This is a genomic window from Bdellovibrio sp. (assembly GCF_036384735.1).
GTDB lineage: Bacteria > Bdellovibrionota > Bdellovibrionia > Bdellovibrionales > Bdellovibrionaceae > Bdellovibrio.
In genome coordinates this window covers 88,230-106,560 of the sequence record NZ_DASVLT010000048.1, presented here as the reverse complement: position 1 = coordinate 106,560, position 18,331 = coordinate 88,230, and the positions used below count along the sequence as shown (strand labels likewise).

Here is an 18,331-nt window from a genome sequence, read left to right as displayed (position 1 = left end):
TTCAGGGAACACCTGAATCGCGTCCAGTTACCGAAAATTCATTACTGATTTTTTATTCTTTATCATCCAACGCTTGTTGAATTTTACTGCGAATTCTCGAAAAATCCTCAGAACTTCCACGCGCCGTGATTTTTACGCCTTTTTCATCGTAACTTTCTGACAGCACGCGCAGTCTAGCTCGAACTTCTCCAATAATCCCTTGGATCGAATAAGGCACGATGATGTCTTCATCGACCATATCTTCTTCAAAGAAAGAAATGAGGCGGGCGCGCAGATCTTGAAGATCCTGTGGATTGCGAGTCGAAAGTTGAATAGCGTCAGGAAATTCTTTGCGAAGAGCTGCGCTTTCTTCTGCAGAAAGACGATCGCGCTTATTCAAAATTAAAAAGCTCGGAGTATCCTCGACGCCGACTTCGCCAAGAACCGACTTCGTCACTTCCAATTGCGATCGGAATGATGGGTCTGATGAATCCACAACATACAAAAGCAAGGAGGCATTCAAAGCTTCATCCAAAGTGGATTTAAAAGACGCCACCAGATCATGAGGAAGCTTTTTGATAAAACCGACAGTATCAGAGAGCAAAATTTTAGGACGAGTTTCAGGATGGATAGCGCGAACTGTCGTATCCAAAGTCGCAAACAGCTTATCGGCGACAAGAACTTCGCTGCCGGTCATCGCACGCATAAGCGATGACTTACCGGCATTTGTATACCCTACTAAGGCCACACAGTTTTCTTGCTGACGACGTGATCTACGGGTCAAATGTTCTTGCCCAATAGCACCCAATTCATTTTTAAGTTCTTTGATACGATCACGAATTTTACGACGGTCAAGTTCAATGCTTGTTTCACCGGCACCTTTGCCACCGACTCCACCGCCGCCGCGGTCTTCACCACCACCAGTCTCTCGCAGGCGAGGAGCAACGTATGTGAGGCGTGCGATTTCAACCTGCAAGCGAGCGGCGCGAGTGCGCGCATGACGGCTGAAGATTTCAATGATTACGCCCGTGCGATCTAAAACAGTCGCACCTGTGGCACTTTCAAGATTGCGCAATTGAGAAGGGGAAAGATCACAGTCGAAGATCACAACATCAGCGCGCTCTTTAGGAGCTTCGCTATCAGTCGTTTCTTCTTCGCTGATCTCGTCTTCCTCGATGAATTCTTCATTTTCTTCATCAAGTTCGTCGGAAGTTTTATTAGAATCAAATTTTAAAGCAGCTTTATGCTTTTTCTTAACGACCATGGATGCAACGTCACCGCTGCCACCGGTCCATTGAGAAAGCTCACGCAATTTTCCGTCACCAAGGACCGCCGCTGTTCTGGTCGAAGAGCGACGTTGAGATGTGCGACCCACGACTTCATAACCCAAAGTTGTAACCAGACGAGCCAGTTCATCCAATGAGCTTTTTAACTCGGCATCCGTCACGCGAGGCAATTGAACGCCTACAAGAACGGCTTTCTGAATTTTCGCTTGGGTCGAGTGCATATTCATTACTTACTCGCACCTTTCTTCTCAAACTTCGGAGGAGCTTTGCGCGGATTAAATCTACGGCGTTTTTGAATTTTACCATTGCCACGACCGCCGCCATCACGTTCGCCACGTCCTTCGATAATAGCTTTCGCTTTACCTTTAGACATTACTTGCGCTTTAGCAACCTCTTCAGAATGATACGGCTGATCGGCATTCACAGGAACTTTTTTGCCGATGAGTTTTTCAATTTCGAAGAGGAAGGACTTTTCTTCTGCATCACAGAAAGAAATGGCAATACCCTGCGTTCCAGCACGGGCCGTACGTCCAATTCGGTGAACATAGCTTTCTGTTTCATGAGGTAATTCAAAGTTAATCACGTGAGTCACATTGTCGATGTCGATGCCACGAGCTGCGATATCTGTCGCAACTAGCACGCGAATACGTCCCTCGCGCAAATTCTCTAGGGCACGTTGACGAGCATTTTGAGATTTATTGCCGTGAATAGCTTCCGCTGGGATTTGATTTTTCATCAAAGTTTCCACCACGCGGTTTGCACCATGTTTTGTGCGGGTGAAGACAATCACGCGCTGGAAGGCTTTGTCTTTCAAGAGAGTGCGAAGCAAATCGCGCTTTTTACTGCGATCCACATACATCACTTGCTGTTGAATCATTTCTGCCGTTGATGAAACCGGAGTTACTTCAACGCGAACAGGCTCTGTTAGCAAAGAATCCGCAAGTTTTTTAATATCCTTCGGCATTGTCGCAGAAAAGAAAAGATTTTGACGTTGTTTAGGCAAAAGTTGAACGACCTTACGAATGTCAGGTAGGAAGCCCATATCAAGCATGCGATCGGCTTCGTCCAAAACGAAGATTTCAAGTTTATCCAAACGAACATATTTTTGCTCGATCAAATCAAGTAGGCGACCTGGTGTCGCAATCAAAACGTCAACACCTGCCGTAAGTTCTTTTGTTTGTGGGCCTTGGCTGACTCCGCCAAAGATCACAGAGTATTTCAAACGGATGTGCTTACCGTAAGTTTTGAAGCTGTCGTAAATCTGGATGGCCAATTCACGAGTTGGAGAAAGAATCAAAGCGCGAGGATGTTTTGGTTCCGCTCTGCGATGATTTTTGTAAAGAAGTTGAAGCATTGGCAAAGCGAAGGCCGCTGTTTTACCAGTACCAGTTTGTGCGCAACCTAAAAGATCACGTCCCTCAAGCAAGTGAGGAATCGATTGAAGTTGAATAGGGGTTGGCGTCGTATAGCCTGATTCAGCAACAGCTTTTTGAAGAGGCTCAATCAGAGGAAGATCAGTAAATTTTTGTGAACTCATAAGTCCGAGGAAACTACAGAAAGGCGCCGGGAAGGGCAAGGGATTATGGACCCAATGCCCTAATTACACTGTGAAATTTCAAAATCGACGGTCAAAGCTGTTTAAATGGCTCTGAACAGAGTTTCTAACGCCTCTTGAGGATTTTTCGCAAGCTGAAAATACTGGCCAAACTCGGGCCTAACTAATCCTGACTGAATCGCGTGAGTGATAAAGGCCTGAATATGACCATAGTAACCGTCGACATCAACGACGGCGATAGGCTTTCGGTGATAACCGATTTGTGACCAAGTCATCACTTCGAAAAGCTCTTCTAGGGTGCCAAAACCTCCGGGGAGAGCGATAAAAGCATCGGCCAATGTTGCCATGGCTGCTTTTCTTTCGTGCATGTCGTTGACGATGCGCAAATCCTGAATACCTGTATGACCTTGTTCTTGGTCTAAAAGTTTTTGTGGAATAATGCCGGTGACCTTGCCGCCTTTTTCAAGAACAGCATCGGCAACGACCCCCATGAGGCCCACTCTGCCGCCGCCATAAACAAGCTCGATGTTTTGTTTTGCTAAAAGATGGCCCAACTCTTTTGCTGCCCGAGCGAAGGCAGGGTTGTTGCCCAAGCTTGCTCCACAATAAACGCAGATACGCTTTAAACTCATTGTCACCTCGAAGAAATGTTAAGTGCTATAGGCGCGGAAAGGCTAGGTCTTTCTATGCTTTCCTACAATTCACAACCTTGGATATAGGGCCCTTTGCGCATTCCATGAAAAGATAAAAGGGATATGAAAGGAGTTCGTCATGGCCGCTCAAAATGCCCAAGTACGGAAAAATTTAACGAAGGCTGAATTCAAGTTGTTCAATCAAAGCTCTCCGAAAGAACTTAAAAATATCTCTCGCAGAAGTTTGAATTCGGCCATGTTACAGACCGAAAAATTATTGCGCAAGTATCGTACATCGAAAAATGCAAAGAGCGAAGAAAAGGCTCGTTTACTGGAATTCCGACTGAAAAGCCTTACAAAAGTAAGAGCCCGCTTTGCTAAGAAAATGCAAAGTATGGACAAAGTAAAAGCGAAACCTGCGATCAAAGCAAAGCGCAGTTTAACGCCGCAACCAAAAATGAAAGTGGAGTTGAAGGATACTCCACGTAATAATTTCATCTATAAAGATCAAAAGAAACAGTACTCAAAACATGCTAAAGAGGAAACTCTTGATTTGGCTGCAGGTCGTAGAATGTCGAAGAGAATTGCGGGCTTTGAAAAAGCAAGATCACGTAAAGGGCAAGTTGCCCGGGACCGTGTTACATCAGCGAAAGAACAATAAACTGGCTGAACTGTAACGACACTTAAAAAAATATTTTTGATACAAAAGCTGTCTGTGCTAAGGAGTTCCTCCGATGACGTACCGGCAGCTTTTATTTTTTATTTTTTGCGCTCCCTTATTGGCATTCGCAGATGATTCCCGCGATTTTTCTTTTTCTACGCCCTGCAATCGCGATAACGATATTGTGACATTGTCTTTCGTGGGCGACATCTTGATTCACAAGCCTTTATATCAAGGCGTGGTGTCAGGTTCGAAGCATTTCTCACAGATCTGGAAGAAGACCAATTCGCTTATTCAAAAAGCAGATTTTTCGGTGGCAAATCTGGAAGGACCTTCTGCCATGGGGGTCGATATTCACGGTAAAGATCATGGGGACATCGGTTTTGTTTACGACGATTTTGTCTACTCAGGCACGAACATGGTCTTTAACTATCATCCGCGCATTTTGGCCGACTTGAAAGATTCTGGCTATGACATGTTAACACTTGCGAATAATCACGCCCTGGATCGCGGTTCGCTCGGCATTGATAAGACAATTACTTCCGCTCGAGAAGTGGGTCTTGAAACAATAGGTACAAAAAGATCTGATGAGCAAAATGCAAACTTCTATGACATCGTGAAAATCAAAAACATGCGCATTGCTTTTCTTGGTTGCACAGAAATGATCAATGGAAATCCAGATCGCAAGGGTCAGATTCTTTTATGCTACAAAAGCGAGACTCTGGATATCATCAAAGATCTTTCGCGGCGATCCGACGTGGATGCGGTGATTGTTTACCCTCACTGGGGAATAGAATATCAGCCGTTGCCTGATACCAATCAGACAGCTTACGCAAAACGCTTCATCGATGCGGGTGCGGTGGCCGTCATTGGTTCACATCCTCATGTGCTAGAGCCGTGGGAAAAATACACAACCAAAGACGGAAGAGAAGGTTTGATTGTTTATGCCTTGGGAAATTTCGTTGCGTTCCAAAAAGATATCCCAAGAAAAACTGGAACAGTGGCTTACCTGGGGCTGACTCGCGCGGGAAATCAGAAAGCTAGAATTTTTGGTGTCGCTTATACACCAACCTTCCGCAGTGAAATGGAGCTTTCACCGGTGGGACAAAATTCGTCCAAAGATATTTTGAACTATGCCGCGAGCAACTTCGGAACAAAAAATCGTCTTGAGCCCGAGCAGAGTTTACTAGGGAAAATCTGTCATTAGTGTGTTGTAGCAGTTACTCTAATTTAGAGTTCAAATTCTACTAGAGTACTGATTCAAATTTTTTTGTGAGCAAGAATTCGCGTTCTGGCACGCTTCTCGCTGAGAAAGTCTTCGCACCTTTTGTTGCAAAGACTTATCTAAAATTGGGCGGGGTTTTACGTGAGATTCGGGGGAATTCTTACATCACTATCTATCATGCTGGTTGCATTTTGCGCCCATGGGATGACATCCACTGACACTTTGCCCGCAGGCATCGACAGTCCTTCTTTCCGCTATGGAACAATCAATGGCATCGATGAAAAGTACACCGACAATGGCACATTGATGAAACTTGGTGATTATAAATCCGTGGTCTTTGACGCAGCTCATTTGGTGAATTTTAGTTCTGATGCGAAACGCTTGATCGAGGCATTGGATAGATTCGGTGCTAACAAACTTGGCGACAACTTTAACCTTGGAGTTCTGCGCGTCGATACAGCACCTACTGTGAAATACTTTGCCCCGGTTTATGCTCGAGGTATCACCGATAAATGGACGGTGGGCATTGGGCTCCCGGTCGTGACTTATCAAAATAAGATCTCTCTGGCGCAACAATTCTCGAATATCGAATACTACAAAAGGCAATTCTCTGGTCTTAGTAAAGAGCTTGATGATGCTTTAAACACGAATCTTGCGACAGAAACTCAAAGCACTCTGGTTTCTAAAGGCTATAAGCCTCTGACGAATCACAACGACACTTTCTTGGGAGACATTCAATTAGTCAGTCTGTACCGATTTTATGAAGATGCCGATCAAGCCTTGCTGTATCAAGCTCAGTTCAATCTTCCAACAGGTCCTAAATATGATTGTGATGATTTGGCTGCGATTAATATTTTCGGTCGCACGAATCTGACAAACACGATTGCTTATTCGCGCAGATTTTGGTCACGTTTTACGTTCGTCCCTTACGTGGCCTATCAGTACAATTTAAAAGATCAAATCACAGAGCGTGTTCCGACGGATGAAAACGATACATTGCCTGATGAAAACTCGAAACAGGAATTGAATCGCCAATTGGGAAATACAACAACCGTGGGCGGCAATATGTTTGTTGAACTGACCGACAGCTTTACTTTGGGTGCCGGTTACGAAGTAGCACAAAAAGATGCTGATAGTTTTTCTGGCAGTGGCGGCGGTCGCTATGACCTGCTTTCACAAAATACCAATATGAAATGGCAGCGTGTGCGCGGACAGATCTCATACAGCTCGGTGAAATCATACTTTAGAAAATCGGCGATGATTCCAATGATCTTTTCCTTGGAAGTTTCAGATGTGGTTGCGGGACAAAATGTAGAACGTCAAACGGTTCAGGAATTCAACCTGACGATGTTCTTCTAGGGGGACGGATGAAAAAGACTTTACAAATAATCTTTCCGATTCTGTTTCTCCTTTCGGCCTGTGCTCCAAAAGTACAAGATCGCAAGTTTGCAGAGCCAAAAGAATCGTTTGGCCCCCGTTTTCAAGACACAGATTTAAGCCAGGATTTGAAGCAATCTGATCTTTTTGTTGCCGATCTAAGCTGGAAGGGCACGGTCACAACTTCGACATTCTTCCATCAGGCGCAATACATGATTCGTTTGGCTGATATCACTCACAATCCGTTGCTTTCGCAAAAGGCTTTTTCCTGGGTGCGCAGCTTTTATGCTCAGCCAGCAATGACATCTTCTATGCAGTTTGGACAGAGCCCTTTTGTCATGTTGGCGACAACCCAAACCCAAGGTGAAGTGCAAGGTGCATTAAAAGATATCCACACAGATCTTCAGAATGCTCAGCAAACTGTTAAAGACAAGATCGTAGCAATTTCGAAAGAATTTCCTTTCAATACGTCAGGACAGAATCTTTTGCGGAACCTTGCTCAGGGCGAGGCTTATAATAGCTTTCTTTTAAAGAACCTTCACCGTCTAGGGATGAGTGCGGAAATCGAAGGTGGCGTTCGTGACGAGTTGATCAGGCAAACGGGAAGTATGTTCGCAAGCCTTCATGACCTGGCTCCGCAATTTTATATCACTAAGACTTTCTCGGGTTCTTTAAAATTGATTGATACGGCGCTGACTGATTTGAAAGTACAAATGCCAGTGGAATTGCAAAAAAGTTTTGCTCAAGGGAAAGCTCTGGCTGTTGAACTTGATGGAATGAATGATGCTCAAGGGGCTCTAACGGTCTTGGTGGATATTTGGAAAATCTTAGATCCAAAAGAGCGCCAAGAGGATTTCCAGCCTGCCAGTGAGGCTCTTTATAATTTTCTGTCAAAACAAGACGACGACGCTTTGAATTGCTTGCGTAAACCGGGCTGCAATGGCGGATTATTTAAAGGAATTGCAAAGAAGCTTTTCATTCTTCCGCAACTAGATAAATACGGCGTTGGAAAATTGAAACAGGATTTGAATTCGAAGACATTGGCCTACGTTATCTCTCAGGTCGAAGCCTTTGCGCAAAACTTCATCGTGACACTGCCACAAACATTCGGTGATCAGATTGCTCAAGGTCTTGCACAAAAAGATCAAGAACTTCAAGGTATTCAAAAGGATTATCCGGATTATCTAAAAACTTTATTGGGTGATTGGTCTAAGAAGTCCTTAAGTAAAACTCAGGGGCAAGTGGCGGGATTTGAAGTCTCTTCGATTCAATTGGAAACCTCGAATAAGGCTCCGATTAAGTTGACTCCAGCGGCAAGTCCTTTGGATTTGGATGCGCGCACAGCAGGGGCTTCAATAGGCATTAATGCTTTGTGGATGGACTATCTTGCCAATGACGACACGTTGGGATTGCCTCGTGCTTTGTCGCAAGTCAATAAGCTGATCACTATCGGTGGTTACCGAGATGATCAGAACAATTTGATACCTGCGCTGCTATCACCTGTCGAGCCAGTGAAAAGTCCTTTGGACGTAACGGACTATGCAAATGCAAGCACGCATATTTCGTATCGCATTCCTGATCGTATTCGTCTTTTGGATTCATTCCATGCGGATGATAAGACGGCTTACGATAAGACTTTTTCTGCTGCAGGCTTTGCAGAACAGATCGAGGGCTTAAGCCTGATGCTTCGTCAGACAGCTGACTGGAAACAAAGCGGATTTGATAAGTTGTTGGGCGCTATTCAAGCCCAGGATCTGACAAATGAAATTCAAGCGGATGCTTTGAAGCGTCCTCTTTTCCCGAAAGACAGTTTCTTTGCTTTGAATCTAGGGGATGTCGCTGTTCTTTTGAAAGATATCACAAAGATGGCGACGCCCGTTTTTTTGGTCACTTTGAACAAGAATGTCATTTGGGCTGATCAATATGATTCTAATGGATCTGAAACAGCGATTATGGGTGGCATTGTTGATATTGTTGAAGGAAAGAAATCCAATGTTGTGAACTCTGAAGACGTCGCGAAGTTTTTGATTTCGTTGACGGAATTTTTGAAAGCCACTGAAGGTGCCGAGAATACAAAATCTTCGATCCTGCTAGAAAAAGACAAGACGGGAAGTTCTCCGTTAGATGCTTTAAAAGACGGTCGCGACGATGTGAAGATGTTGGTTGTGGCTTTGGCGAATTTTATTTCGAACCAATTAGCCAGTGATGACAATTCGTTGATTCAGGATAAGTACTATCTGCAAGAGCTGCAAAAATCTAACAACCCAGCCTTCAAAGTCGAGGTTCAGTCTTATGCGATTCGCGCGTTGCTTGCGGCTTACGAAATCACACAAATTGAGGCCTATAAGAATGCGGCCCTAGAGACCTACTATTCTATGAATAAGTCCCTATATGACGGTGCTGAACATTTTTATATCAACGGAGACGGTTCGAAGCTGACAGCTCCGGCGAAGGTTCATACTTTGCTGGCGATTCAAGAGCTTCGCCCTTATTTGCCTTACGAGAGTCAGAAACAGTTGGATAAAATTTCGGCTCCTTGGATTAGTGCTTTACAAAAACTTCTGTGACAGGGTAGGACGTCTGCCAAGATGTCTTCGATCAACCCGTATTATACGATGAATTACTCTCAACCAGAGGAATACCGTTTCTCTCATGATTCGGTTTTCTTGGCCCGCAGAGTTTTTGAACTGACGAATCCTGATTCGGTGGCCTCACTGCGTGGATTGGATTTGTGTTCTGGATGCGGCATTATCGGCATGGATTACTTGTTTCATTGTCGAAAAGAGTTTGCAACAGTTCCGAAGACATTTGATTTTATGGAAGTCCAAGACATCTATCGTGCGCATTTCGCTGAAAATATTCAGCGCTTGGGGCCGGTCACAACGCAATTGAATTTCGTAAATCAGAACTACAATATTTTGCAGAGGCCCGAGTTTTCGCAGAAGTACGATTTGATTCTTTGCAATCCTCCGTATTTTTTTCCTGATAAGGGAACTTTATCGCCTTCGGAATTCAAAAATCGCTGTCGTTTCTTTATTGATTCCGACTTTAAACAGCTTCTTTTAGGTGTCGTCGCAAGTTTGGCCCCGCAAGGTCAGGCCTATCTACTTTTAAGGGATTTGGCAGAACACGGCTGGCATTCGGTGGAAGAGGCTGGATCAATTCTTCAGGGAAAAGCTGGCATTGAGGTTCTGGGCGATATTCGCGGGACTCACTTCGTGCGCCTAAGTCATTTGAATCCTTAGATGATAGTCTAATCAACAGTTGGTTTTCATTTGCATAGAGGCTTCGCCGAACGCATGACTTTGCCAGGGCCTTCCGTTACTTCATAGGCATCAATTTTAGGAGACATTTTCCATGAGAAAATCACAAATTCTAGTAGTCGCTTTGCTGATCCAAGTTTCTGCTCTGTTTTCAGTAGCAGCAAAAGCTTGTCCATTGGGTGCTAAAGAAGATCATTTGACGATCCAGCGTGTGATGATGAATTTCGGTAAGTTCGTAGGTCAAGCGGACCACATTGCTTTGTTGGGTGCGAAATATCCAAACGAAACAGTGACTGATGCTGATATCGCTGACGCGATCAACAAGTTAGCTTTGGCACAAACTTGTGCGCAAGCTGTGATCGATCATCCAGAAGGTGATCTTCTTCCTTCAAAAGTCACTTTCCTTGAAGGTGATGCAAAGAAAGAGTACATCGACGATTTCGTTTATTTCATGATAGAGTTCCGTGACGAATTGGTTGTTTACCAAGACGCTTTCAAAGTTGTGGCTGCTGCAAAAGCGGCTGACAGAAAATGGGATGACCTTTACGCAGAAAGTGAAAAGATCAATAACTTGATCGATCACGCTCACCGAAAGACATCTGAAGACTCATCATCAAAGATGGTTTTACGTTCTAAAAATTTCTCGTTGTCTGTAGGCAACTTGAAACAAAACATGAAGCAGATTGAAAAAAACTTGAAAGCCATCGCAGCTACTTTGAACGATGCTTCTCAAAATCAGAACAGCGCAAGCCTGGCTGAACAAACGACAGAGCTTTTCCAGACAGCTCAAAGCCAGGTTCCAGAGGCAGTCAGTGATTTGCCATCAAGCCAGCAGCAAGCGGCTATGCAGGGCTACCAACAAGAAATTCAAAAAGGTATCGACCTATGCATTCAATTGCAAAATGCGCTGTTGAACAACGACAGCGCGACTGCAATGCAAGTTTTGAAGGCTTTGAGCAACTTGAAAGAAGAAGGCCACGATCAATACAACCCGTAATTGATTGAATCTTTTAAAAGAGAATAAAAAAAGCCGACCTCATCAGGCGGTTTTTTTTATTTTTATTGAACTAGCTTTTCGAAGTTAGCGATTTTCTCTTTTACCACGTCGATGGATTTTTGCCAAAACTGTGGTTTGCGGATGTCTTCACCTAAGTGTTTCATGATCAAGTCCTCTGCTGACATACGACCCGTATCGCGAAGGATGTCGACATAAGTTTTCATGAACTTATCGCCCAGCTCTTTTCTGCGAGCATAAATACTTAAGCTGAAAAGATAACCGAATGTATATGGGAAATTGTAGAAACTCAAACCTGCGATGGCGAAATGCAGTTTATGAGCCCAGAACAAGTCGTCATTTTTAGACAAAGTTGGGCCGTACCATTCGCTCCATGTTTTATCCATCAGCTCGCGAAGTTCTTGAGCATTGACCACGCGGTCTTGGCGCATTTCATAGAAACGCTTTTCAAAAGCAAAGCGCGTTGGAATATTGATCAAAAGGGCCATGGCTCCTTCAATGTCATTCCATGCGAACTCTACTTTTTCTTCGAATGTCTTAGCGTTTTTCACCAAGGCATCATGTAGAACAGTTTCCGCAAAGATGCTGGCAGTTTCAGCCAACGTCATTGGATAATTCAGCTGAGAATAAGGAAGATCCTTCATCACCCAAGAATGAAAGGCATGACCCAATTCGTGGGCCAATGTCGAAACGTCGCTGTTAGAACCCATGTAAGTCATATACACACGAGGCTCAAGGCTTTTTGGGAAGCCCGTGCAGTAAGCGCCCGTTGTTTTGTTGGGAAGAACGCGGCCTTCAATCCAATTGTTCTTCACCATCATATTGACAAAGTCGGACATATCTTTTGAAACTTCACCGAAAGAGTCTGCAATCAGTTTCGCCCCATCAGCGAAGCTTATGGCCGATGAAGAGCCTGCAACCGGACTTGGAGCCAGCAAGTCCCAAGGATCGAGTTGTTTCTTTTTCATCACTTTTGCCATCAAGAGAGGCGCTTTGCGAATATCTTGGATGTTGTTATGACATGCCGTCATCATCGCATCTAAAGTTTCTTTGCTGATACGATTGTCCCACAAAGGTTGATCTAGGAAGTGAACAGGTTTTGTGTGTGAACGCTTCTGGTTCACTTCATGGCGCCAGCCAGCCAACGCATTCAAAATAGCCGCAGCCGTTTCTTGGTGAGTTGTCCAAGCCTCTTGAATTCCATGCCATGCAACTTTGCGATCCAGTTCGTTGCTTGTGCGAGTCAGTGAATGTGCTTTCGCCAAACCCACTTCTTCTGTGCGATCTGGATAGCGCAGGGTCACTTTCATTTTACCGCTTAGATCTGTGTAAAGGTTGCCCCAGGCGTTGTGGCCCGTGATGGAAAGACCTTCTAACAAGGTCTCCTCATTTTCAGAAAGAAGGTTCGCCGCTTGCAGGCGCTGCTGTGACCACGTGAACTCGTAGGCTTTAAGTTCTGGCTTTGTCAAAAGCTCTTTGAAAGTTTTTTCGTCACAGCGTTTTATAAAAATTGAAAGGGGAGTCATCGCTTGACTGAATTTCGATCCCAAGACCTCCAATTCAGAAGCTTTTGATTTTGCAGCGCTGTCTGTGGCGTCCACAGATAAGAGGCAATTCAAGTAAGTATAAAGATTGCCTAGCAAGATCGAAGATTTTTCTGCAATCATGAAGAGCTCTTGAACCTTTGCGATGCTTACCGCATCGGGTTTTTCAAGTTTGCCTTTCAAAGAGATCACGCCACTTTCGATTTGTTTTACCGCAGAGGCTAAAGTTTCCCAGTCAGCAAGATAGGACTTTGATTCAATTGACGGATATTCTGATTCTATATTCCAAGCAGGTGTTTCCATGGGGAAACGCTAACAGTTCCGGAAAACGCATGCAATCAATTGCGTGAGATTTTCATTAGAACTTGTCTAGGATGCGGTAATAACTAGCGCGAGCCTTCCATAAGTGCTGTTTCAGCGCGCGATGGACCTCTTTCTTCGAAGAAAACTTTTTTTCCAGAATTTCAAGATCATGGACGCGTCCTAAGTGTCTTTGCAAATCTTTAAGATCTTGATTGTGCTCGCCAAGAAGTTCCAGTCGATAGATCATTTTTTTTGCGTCGATACGAATTCGATGCAATGCTGATTTATCTTGAGGAAACTCTTCAGGCCATTTTTTGATGGCTAACAAAATTTTTTCGCGGATTCTTCTGATCTCCGGTGGGGGAGGAACGCGCCAATGTTGCGCAATGACTCCTAGATCTTTTTCTAAGTTTTGGCGGAATTTCTTAGTTAAAGTTTTTTGCAACTTGCGATTAATTTTATCGCCTTGGTTGTCAATTTTTTTATCCTTAAACGAATAAATCTTGCTGTCTTTCTTTAATACGTCCAGTTCACGGCTTTTTCCAAGTTTACGACCTAATTTTTTTAATGTCTTTTTGGTTTCTTTTGGATCGAAATCAAGAGTTGCTTTTTGTTTTTCAAGAAGCCAGGTGCCGGCACGCAATTGGCGAGTCATGATGCGCAGTCCATGAACCTTCTTTGCTTTCGGAGATTCGGCGACCTCTTCGGTCAGATCACGCATACTCGAGATCTTTTTCTTTAGTTGATTCTTGTCGGTCATGCGTGAATGAGCCATAAGGACTTTCTAAAAAAAGAGAAACCTGCCGGGGACGGCAGGTTTCCAGTGTATCAGGTTCTCAGTGTCTTCTTCGCGCGATCATTCCCGCTAGGAATCCCACTGCAGTTGCACCCAACACAGTTCTGATTGGATAGGCTTTTACAAATTCCTCTGAGCTGCTAAACGCACTTTGAGCTTTTTGTTGAACAGTCGAATAGGCGCCTTTCAGACTTTCTCTAACATTGGAAATCACGTCACTTTTTGAGCTACTTAACGAAGGACTCGAAAGTGAACTTGAACTAGAGGGACGGAAAGACGTTGAACTTGCGCTGCCATTTGATTTGCTTGGAGTGAAGTCAGCCATAAAGAGCTCCTTTCACGTATGATCATCTGTCTTTATTCTGTACCCGTTGCGCAAGGAGGCGAAGTAAAGTTCGCGCTTTATGCTGTAGCTCATGAAATTTAGGAGGGTGAATAAAAATTCACTCGCATTGACTCGGTCTTCTGTCCCAATTCTTCATTGTTAATAGTGCTAGATACTGTTACATTTAAGACATAAAGAGGTTTTATGAACAAACTCGCAGATACAAAGATCTCTGTTCTTGATCTGGCTCCGGTCGCAGCGGGGAAGTCGATTGCTGATTCTTTCAAAAATTCATTAGAGCTCGCTCGTCACGCCGAAAAACTTGGCTACACTCGTTTCTGGATGGCTGAGCATCACAATCTTGAAGGTATTGCCAGCGCAGCGACCTCTGTCTTACTTGGTTATATAGCGGGCGGCACATCAACGATTCGTGTTGGCTCTGGCGGTATTATGCTTCCTAATCATGCTCCGCTGATTATTGCTGAACAATTCGGAACTTTGGAAACTTTGTATCCGGGAAGAATTGATTTGGGATTAGGACGTGCACCGGGAAGTGATGGTTTAACAATGCGTGCTCTTCGTCGCGAAATGACGGGACGTGAGGCTGATATGTCGGATCTTGTACAAGAGCTGATGTATTATTTAGCTCCTCCACAACCAGGACAAAAAGTCCGTGCAGTGCCAGGCGCAGGATTGAATATTCCCATCTGGTTGTTGGGTTCCAGTCTTTATAGTGCACAACTTGCAGCCGTAATGGGACTTCCGTATGCCTTTGCTGGGCATTTTGCTCCCGAGATGATGCAACAAGCGATCGATATTTATCGCGTAGGCTTTAAACCTTCTGAACATTTGCGTGAGTCGAAAGTGATGGTTGGTGTTCAAGTTCTAGCAGCAGAAACGGATCAGCGTGCTGAACAACTTGCGACATCTTTGTATCAACGCTTCCTCGGCATCATCCGCAATCAACGAGTCAATTTGCAACCTCCCGTGGACAACATGGATGCGATTTGGAATCCGATGGAAAAAGAAATCGTCTTGAGCAAATTAAGCAAGTCCATCATTGGCGGACCCGAAAAAGTAAAAGCCGGAATGCAGAAGCTTGTTGAAGAAACTGGAGCGGATGAATTGATGATCGTATCAGATGCCTACGACCATCAAGAGCGTTTGAAATCTTTCGAAATCATTGCGAACGTTAAGAACCGCTAATTGCTGTCTTCGGTGTTGGCCAGAATCATATGCCAAACATTTCCCACAAGGTCGCCCATATCATCTCCTCTTTGTCTATCATAGGCGTAGGTATAAACGGGGCGGCCTTTGTAAGTAAGTTGGATTCGATTGCTGTTTCTAGAAATTTTTCCTAACGGCGCTTGCACGCGAGCTGCTTCATCGTTGTTGATAATATAGGGTGCCCAGATTTCCGCGCAAGCGGCTTCACAAGTAGGGGCTGATTGATTCAAATCTTTGTCAAAGACATATAGTGTTCGGCCGAAAGTGTCAGCGACGATGGAAACGCCCTCACTGTTTTCTGTTTCTGTAGTTAAAGGAATCGGCGCTGGCGGATCTGGCGGAGTCGCATCGTCAGCCAAAGCCAGCAATGGCATCGATGACAGTAAGATAGAGACAGCCAAAGTTTGTTGCATCAATCCCATGGAAACTCCTTTTTGAAGTATCCTGAAATTAGTTTTTCTGAAGGTCTAAAAAAATGTGCACGTTTTGTGACTAATCAGCTTGGTAAAATTAGAACGGAACAGCAATGCCGAATTCATTTAACACAACATTCCCCATAACCTTTAAATCCACACGAAAATCGTGTCCACGATAGATGGATGTAGTGAAATGTAGAAATGGCATTGGGATGATATCTACGGGTTGTCCGTTGACGGAGCCCATAAATTTCCAAGAGTAGCTATCAAGAGTGGTACAGGAATACAATCCACCACGAGGTCCCGGTTGATAGTCACAAGACATAGGAGTCTGTCTGGCGTAGACTCCTATCGAGAGGCCCCAACTTGTGTCATCTGTGATTTCATACATTTTCCCAACTTGAAATGTTCCAGCCAGATTGTCATAACAATCTTTAATTCCCGCGGCGATAGCGAAAAATCCAGAATTGCCCAAATACTGAAGCCCGATACCAGGAGTGATCACGGCGTCGCCGTTACCATCAATTTTTCGTGGCATATCTGCGGATGCACCTTGATCTGGTTGAATACCATGAACAACGAAGGAAGGAATAATCAGACTCCAACGTTGGCTTTCGAAAGCTTCGTGTGTCTTCAATTTCTTCTTGCGATTTTTAATCGTCGATACGAGTGGAGCTTGGTAGGAAGAGTCATAATAACTCGAAGCATAGGCGGAGGTAGTATTCGTATATAAAACGTCGTCTGACTGATAAGCGTTTGCAACCAAACTCAACGAACAAACCGCGATCAAACATCCTATTTTTCCCGAGAAATCCATCCTGGCCTCCCATTAGAGAGACGTATGTCAGGGAAACGGCGGTTCAAACATGGATTAAAAATGGAGCGGGTTTGAAAAGATTTCGAGACATTGGATGTCAGCTCGAATATAGACGCACTTTAAAATGGTCATCAGGTGTGCTAGCTTGTCGCACATGTACAAATTGCGACCTTACCAACAAGAAGCCGTCCAGGCGACGCTTCAACATTTTCGCCAAGAGAAAACCCCCGCTGTGGTGGTTTTGCCCACTGGCGCAGGTAAGAGCCTTGTCATCGCGGAACTTGCACGCTTAGCAAAGGGCCGTGTGTTGGTTCTTGCCCACGTCAAAGAGTTGGTTGAGCAAAATCACGCAAAGTATGTTTCCCTGGGATTGGAAGCCGGTATCTTTTCTGCGGGCTTAAATCGTAAAGAGGCTTCGCAGAAAACCATTTTCGCAAGTATTCAGTCTTTTGCTCGTGCGCCAGACGAGTTCTTCGAAAACTTTTCTTTGCTCGTGATCGACGAGTGTCATCGTGTTTCTGTGGATGGTGAAACTCAGTATTTTCAAGTGATCTCGAAGTTGAAAAAATTGAATCCAGAGATTTGTATTCTGGGTTTGACGGCGACTCCATATCGATTGGGCTTGGGTTGGATTTATAACTACAATACTCCTAAAAAGACTTTGCAGACTTCGGAAGAGCGTTTCTTTAAAAAGTGCATCTTTGAGTTATCCATTCGCTATATGATTAAGAACGAGTTCCTGACGACTCCAATTAAAATCGATTCGCCCGTGGCTTGTTATGATTTTTCTAGCTTAAAGCTGAACGGAACAAGTTATGTGACTGCACAAGTAGAAGCTTTACTGAAAGATCAGAAGCGCATTACTCCGTTGATTATTAAAAATATCATCGATATGTCAACGGAACGTCAAGGTGTCATGATCTTCACAAGTTCGGTCAATCACGCGATCGAGATCATGAAGTGTTTGCCACCTTTTGTGTCAGCCTTGGTCGTTGGTGATACAGATACGGATGATCGTGACGAGATCATCGAAGCTTTTAAAGAACAGAAACTAAAATATCTAGTGAACGTCTCCGTTTTAACGACAGGATTTGATGCACCTCACGTAGATGTGATTGCGATTTTACGCCCGACGGAATCGGTCAGCTTGTATCAGCAGATCATTGGTCGTGGCTTGCGCTTAAGTCCTGGTAAGAAAGACTGCCTGATCTTGGATTATACGGGACAAGGGCATGATTTGTTCTCGCCAGAAATCGATGATGACAAACCAAGCCAGCAATCGGTGCAGGTCGAAGTCGTCTGTCCTTCTTGTGGTATCACAAATAACTTTTGGGGCTTGAAAGACGGCGAAGGGGATTTGATTGAACACTTCGGCAGAAAATGCAAAGGGGCCTTCGAAGATCCTATCACCCATGAAGTTGAAGAATGTGGATTCCGCTTCCGTTTCAAGCGCTGTGAAAAGTGCGGCGAAGAAAATGATATCGCGGCTCGTATCTGCGCTTCTTGCGAAAATATTTTGGTGGATAACGATAAAAAGTTAAAAGAAGCCATGGCTTTAAAAGATGCCCACGTCATGCGCGTTGAAACCATGACCTTTATCGATGGTGTTGATAAGAAAGGCACTCCTCGCCTTGAAGTGAAGTACCACGATGTGGAAGCCAATGCTTTAAGTGAATATTTCTATTTGAACTCTGCGGAAGACTGTCACGCTTTCTATTTCAATTTCATTCGCATGCACAATCGTATGCCCGAAAAGAAATTCTTTGTTAAAGGTATCGCAGACGTCCTAGGTAAGATCGATAGATTCAGGAAACCAATGTTCGTTATTGCAAGAAAACAGAAATACTTCTGGGCCATCCGCGAGAAAATTTTCGACGACCAATAAAGATCCGTTGTTTATTGGCAAAAGC

16 protein-coding genes are annotated in these 18,331 nt (G+C 44.3%); 8 read left to right on the top strand and 8 right to left on the bottom strand.

What is annotated here, in order from left to right; all coding sequences use genetic code 11:
• Positions 1-52: 52 nt before the first annotated feature.
• The 3 genes from hflX to VF412_RS14380 form a co-directional block, all read right to left on the bottom strand.
• Positions 53-1,486 carry a GTPase HflX gene (hflX, locus tag VF412_RS14390; RefSeq protein WP_349259012.1) on the bottom strand — a complete coding sequence of 478 codons (1,434 nt, stop codon included), beginning with the start codon at positions 1,484-1,486 and terminating at the stop codon, positions 53-55.
• Positions 1,487-1,491: 5 nt separating this feature from the next.
• Positions 1,492-2,802, bottom strand: a complete 1,311-nt coding sequence (locus tag VF412_RS14385) for a DEAD/DEAH box helicase (RefSeq protein WP_331339947.1) — start codon at positions 2,800-2,802, stop codon at positions 1,492-1,494.
• Positions 2,803-2,903: 101 nt separating this feature from the next.
• Positions 2,904-3,452: a TIGR00730 family Rossman fold protein gene (locus tag VF412_RS14380; RefSeq protein WP_331339946.1), complete on the bottom strand. Its 549-nt coding sequence runs from the start codon at positions 3,450-3,452 to the stop codon at positions 2,904-2,906.
• 139 nt (positions 3,453-3,591) lie between these two features.
• Here VF412_RS14380 and VF412_RS14375 point away from each other — a divergent pair, with 139 nt between their 5' ends.
• The 6 genes from VF412_RS14375 (at position 3,592) to VF412_RS14350 (ending at position 10,975) form a co-directional block, all read left to right on the top strand.
• Positions 3,592-4,113 (top strand): hypothetical protein, encoded by a 522-nt coding sequence (locus VF412_RS14375; protein ID WP_331339945.1) that lies wholly within the window; start codon positions 3,592-3,594, stop codon positions 4,111-4,113.
• Between the two features lie 73 nt (positions 4,114-4,186).
• A complete protein-coding gene (locus VF412_RS14370; protein WP_331339944.1) occupies positions 4,187-5,320 on the top strand; it encodes a CapA family protein in 1,134 nt (377 codons plus the stop codon).
• Positions 5,321-5,479: 159 nt separating this feature from the next.
• Positions 5,480-6,697 (top strand): hypothetical protein, encoded by a 1,218-nt coding sequence (locus VF412_RS14365; protein ID WP_331339943.1) that lies wholly within the window; start codon positions 5,480-5,482, stop codon positions 6,695-6,697.
• A gap of 8 nt (positions 6,698-6,705) precedes the next feature.
• A complete protein-coding gene (locus VF412_RS14360; RefSeq protein ID WP_331339942.1) occupies positions 6,706-9,282 on the top strand; it encodes a hypothetical protein in 2,577 nt (858 codons plus the stop codon).
• 21 nt (positions 9,283-9,303) lie between these two features.
• Entirely contained in the window at positions 9,304-9,960 is a 657-nt protein-coding gene (locus VF412_RS14355; protein ID WP_331339941.1) for a methyltransferase, read from the top strand.
• A 112-nt stretch (positions 9,961-10,072) separates the two neighbouring features.
• The gene (locus VF412_RS14350) at positions 10,073-10,975 is read left to right on the top strand and encodes a cytochrome b562 (protein ID WP_331339940.1); all 903 of its coding nucleotides are present in this window, start codon (positions 10,073-10,075) and stop codon (positions 10,973-10,975) included.
• A 62-nt stretch (positions 10,976-11,037) separates the two neighbouring features.
• Here the strand turns inward: VF412_RS14350 and VF412_RS14345 are convergent, their stop codons facing one another.
• From VF412_RS14345 to VF412_RS14335, 3 genes are all read right to left on the bottom strand, one after another.
• The gene (locus tag VF412_RS14345) at positions 11,038-12,840 is read right to left on the bottom strand and encodes a M3 family oligoendopeptidase (RefSeq protein WP_331339939.1); all 1,803 of its coding nucleotides are present in this window, start codon (positions 12,838-12,840) and stop codon (positions 11,038-11,040) included.
• A gap of 55 nt (positions 12,841-12,895) precedes the next feature.
• The gene (locus tag VF412_RS14340) at positions 12,896-13,615 is read right to left on the bottom strand and encodes a CHAD domain-containing protein (RefSeq protein ID WP_331339938.1); all 720 of its coding nucleotides are present in this window, start codon (positions 13,613-13,615) and stop codon (positions 12,896-12,898) included.
• 61 nt (positions 13,616-13,676) lie between these two features.
• On the bottom strand, positions 13,677-13,961 hold the full coding sequence (locus tag VF412_RS14335; protein ID WP_331339937.1) for a hypothetical protein: 285 nt from the start codon (positions 13,959-13,961) through the stop codon (positions 13,677-13,679).
• Between the two features lie 204 nt (positions 13,962-14,165).
• Here VF412_RS14335 and VF412_RS14330 point away from each other — a divergent pair, with 204 nt between their 5' ends.
• Positions 14,166-15,167: an LLM class flavin-dependent oxidoreductase gene (locus VF412_RS14330; RefSeq protein ID WP_331339936.1), complete on the top strand. Its 1,002-nt coding sequence runs from the start codon at positions 14,166-14,168 to the stop codon at positions 15,165-15,167.
• Here the strand turns inward: VF412_RS14330 and VF412_RS14325 are convergent.
• A complete protein-coding gene (locus VF412_RS14325; RefSeq protein WP_331339935.1) occupies positions 15,164-15,610 on the bottom strand; it encodes a hypothetical protein in 447 nt (148 codons plus the stop codon). The two genes, VF412_RS14330 and VF412_RS14325, sit on opposite strands and share 4 nt — an antisense overlap.
• Before the next feature lie 88 nt (positions 15,611-15,698).
• A complete protein-coding gene (locus VF412_RS14320) occupies positions 15,699-16,421 on the bottom strand; it encodes a hypothetical protein (protein ID WP_331339934.1) in 723 nt (240 codons plus the stop codon).
• 154 nt (positions 16,422-16,575) lie between these two features.
• On the opposite strand from VF412_RS14320, the gene VF412_RS14315 reads away from it, so the two are divergent.
• Positions 16,576-18,306, top strand: a complete 1,731-nt coding sequence (locus tag VF412_RS14315; protein WP_331339933.1) for a DEAD/DEAH box helicase — start codon at positions 16,576-16,578, stop codon at positions 18,304-18,306.
• The last annotated feature ends 25 nt before the right edge of the window (positions 18,307-18,331 follow it).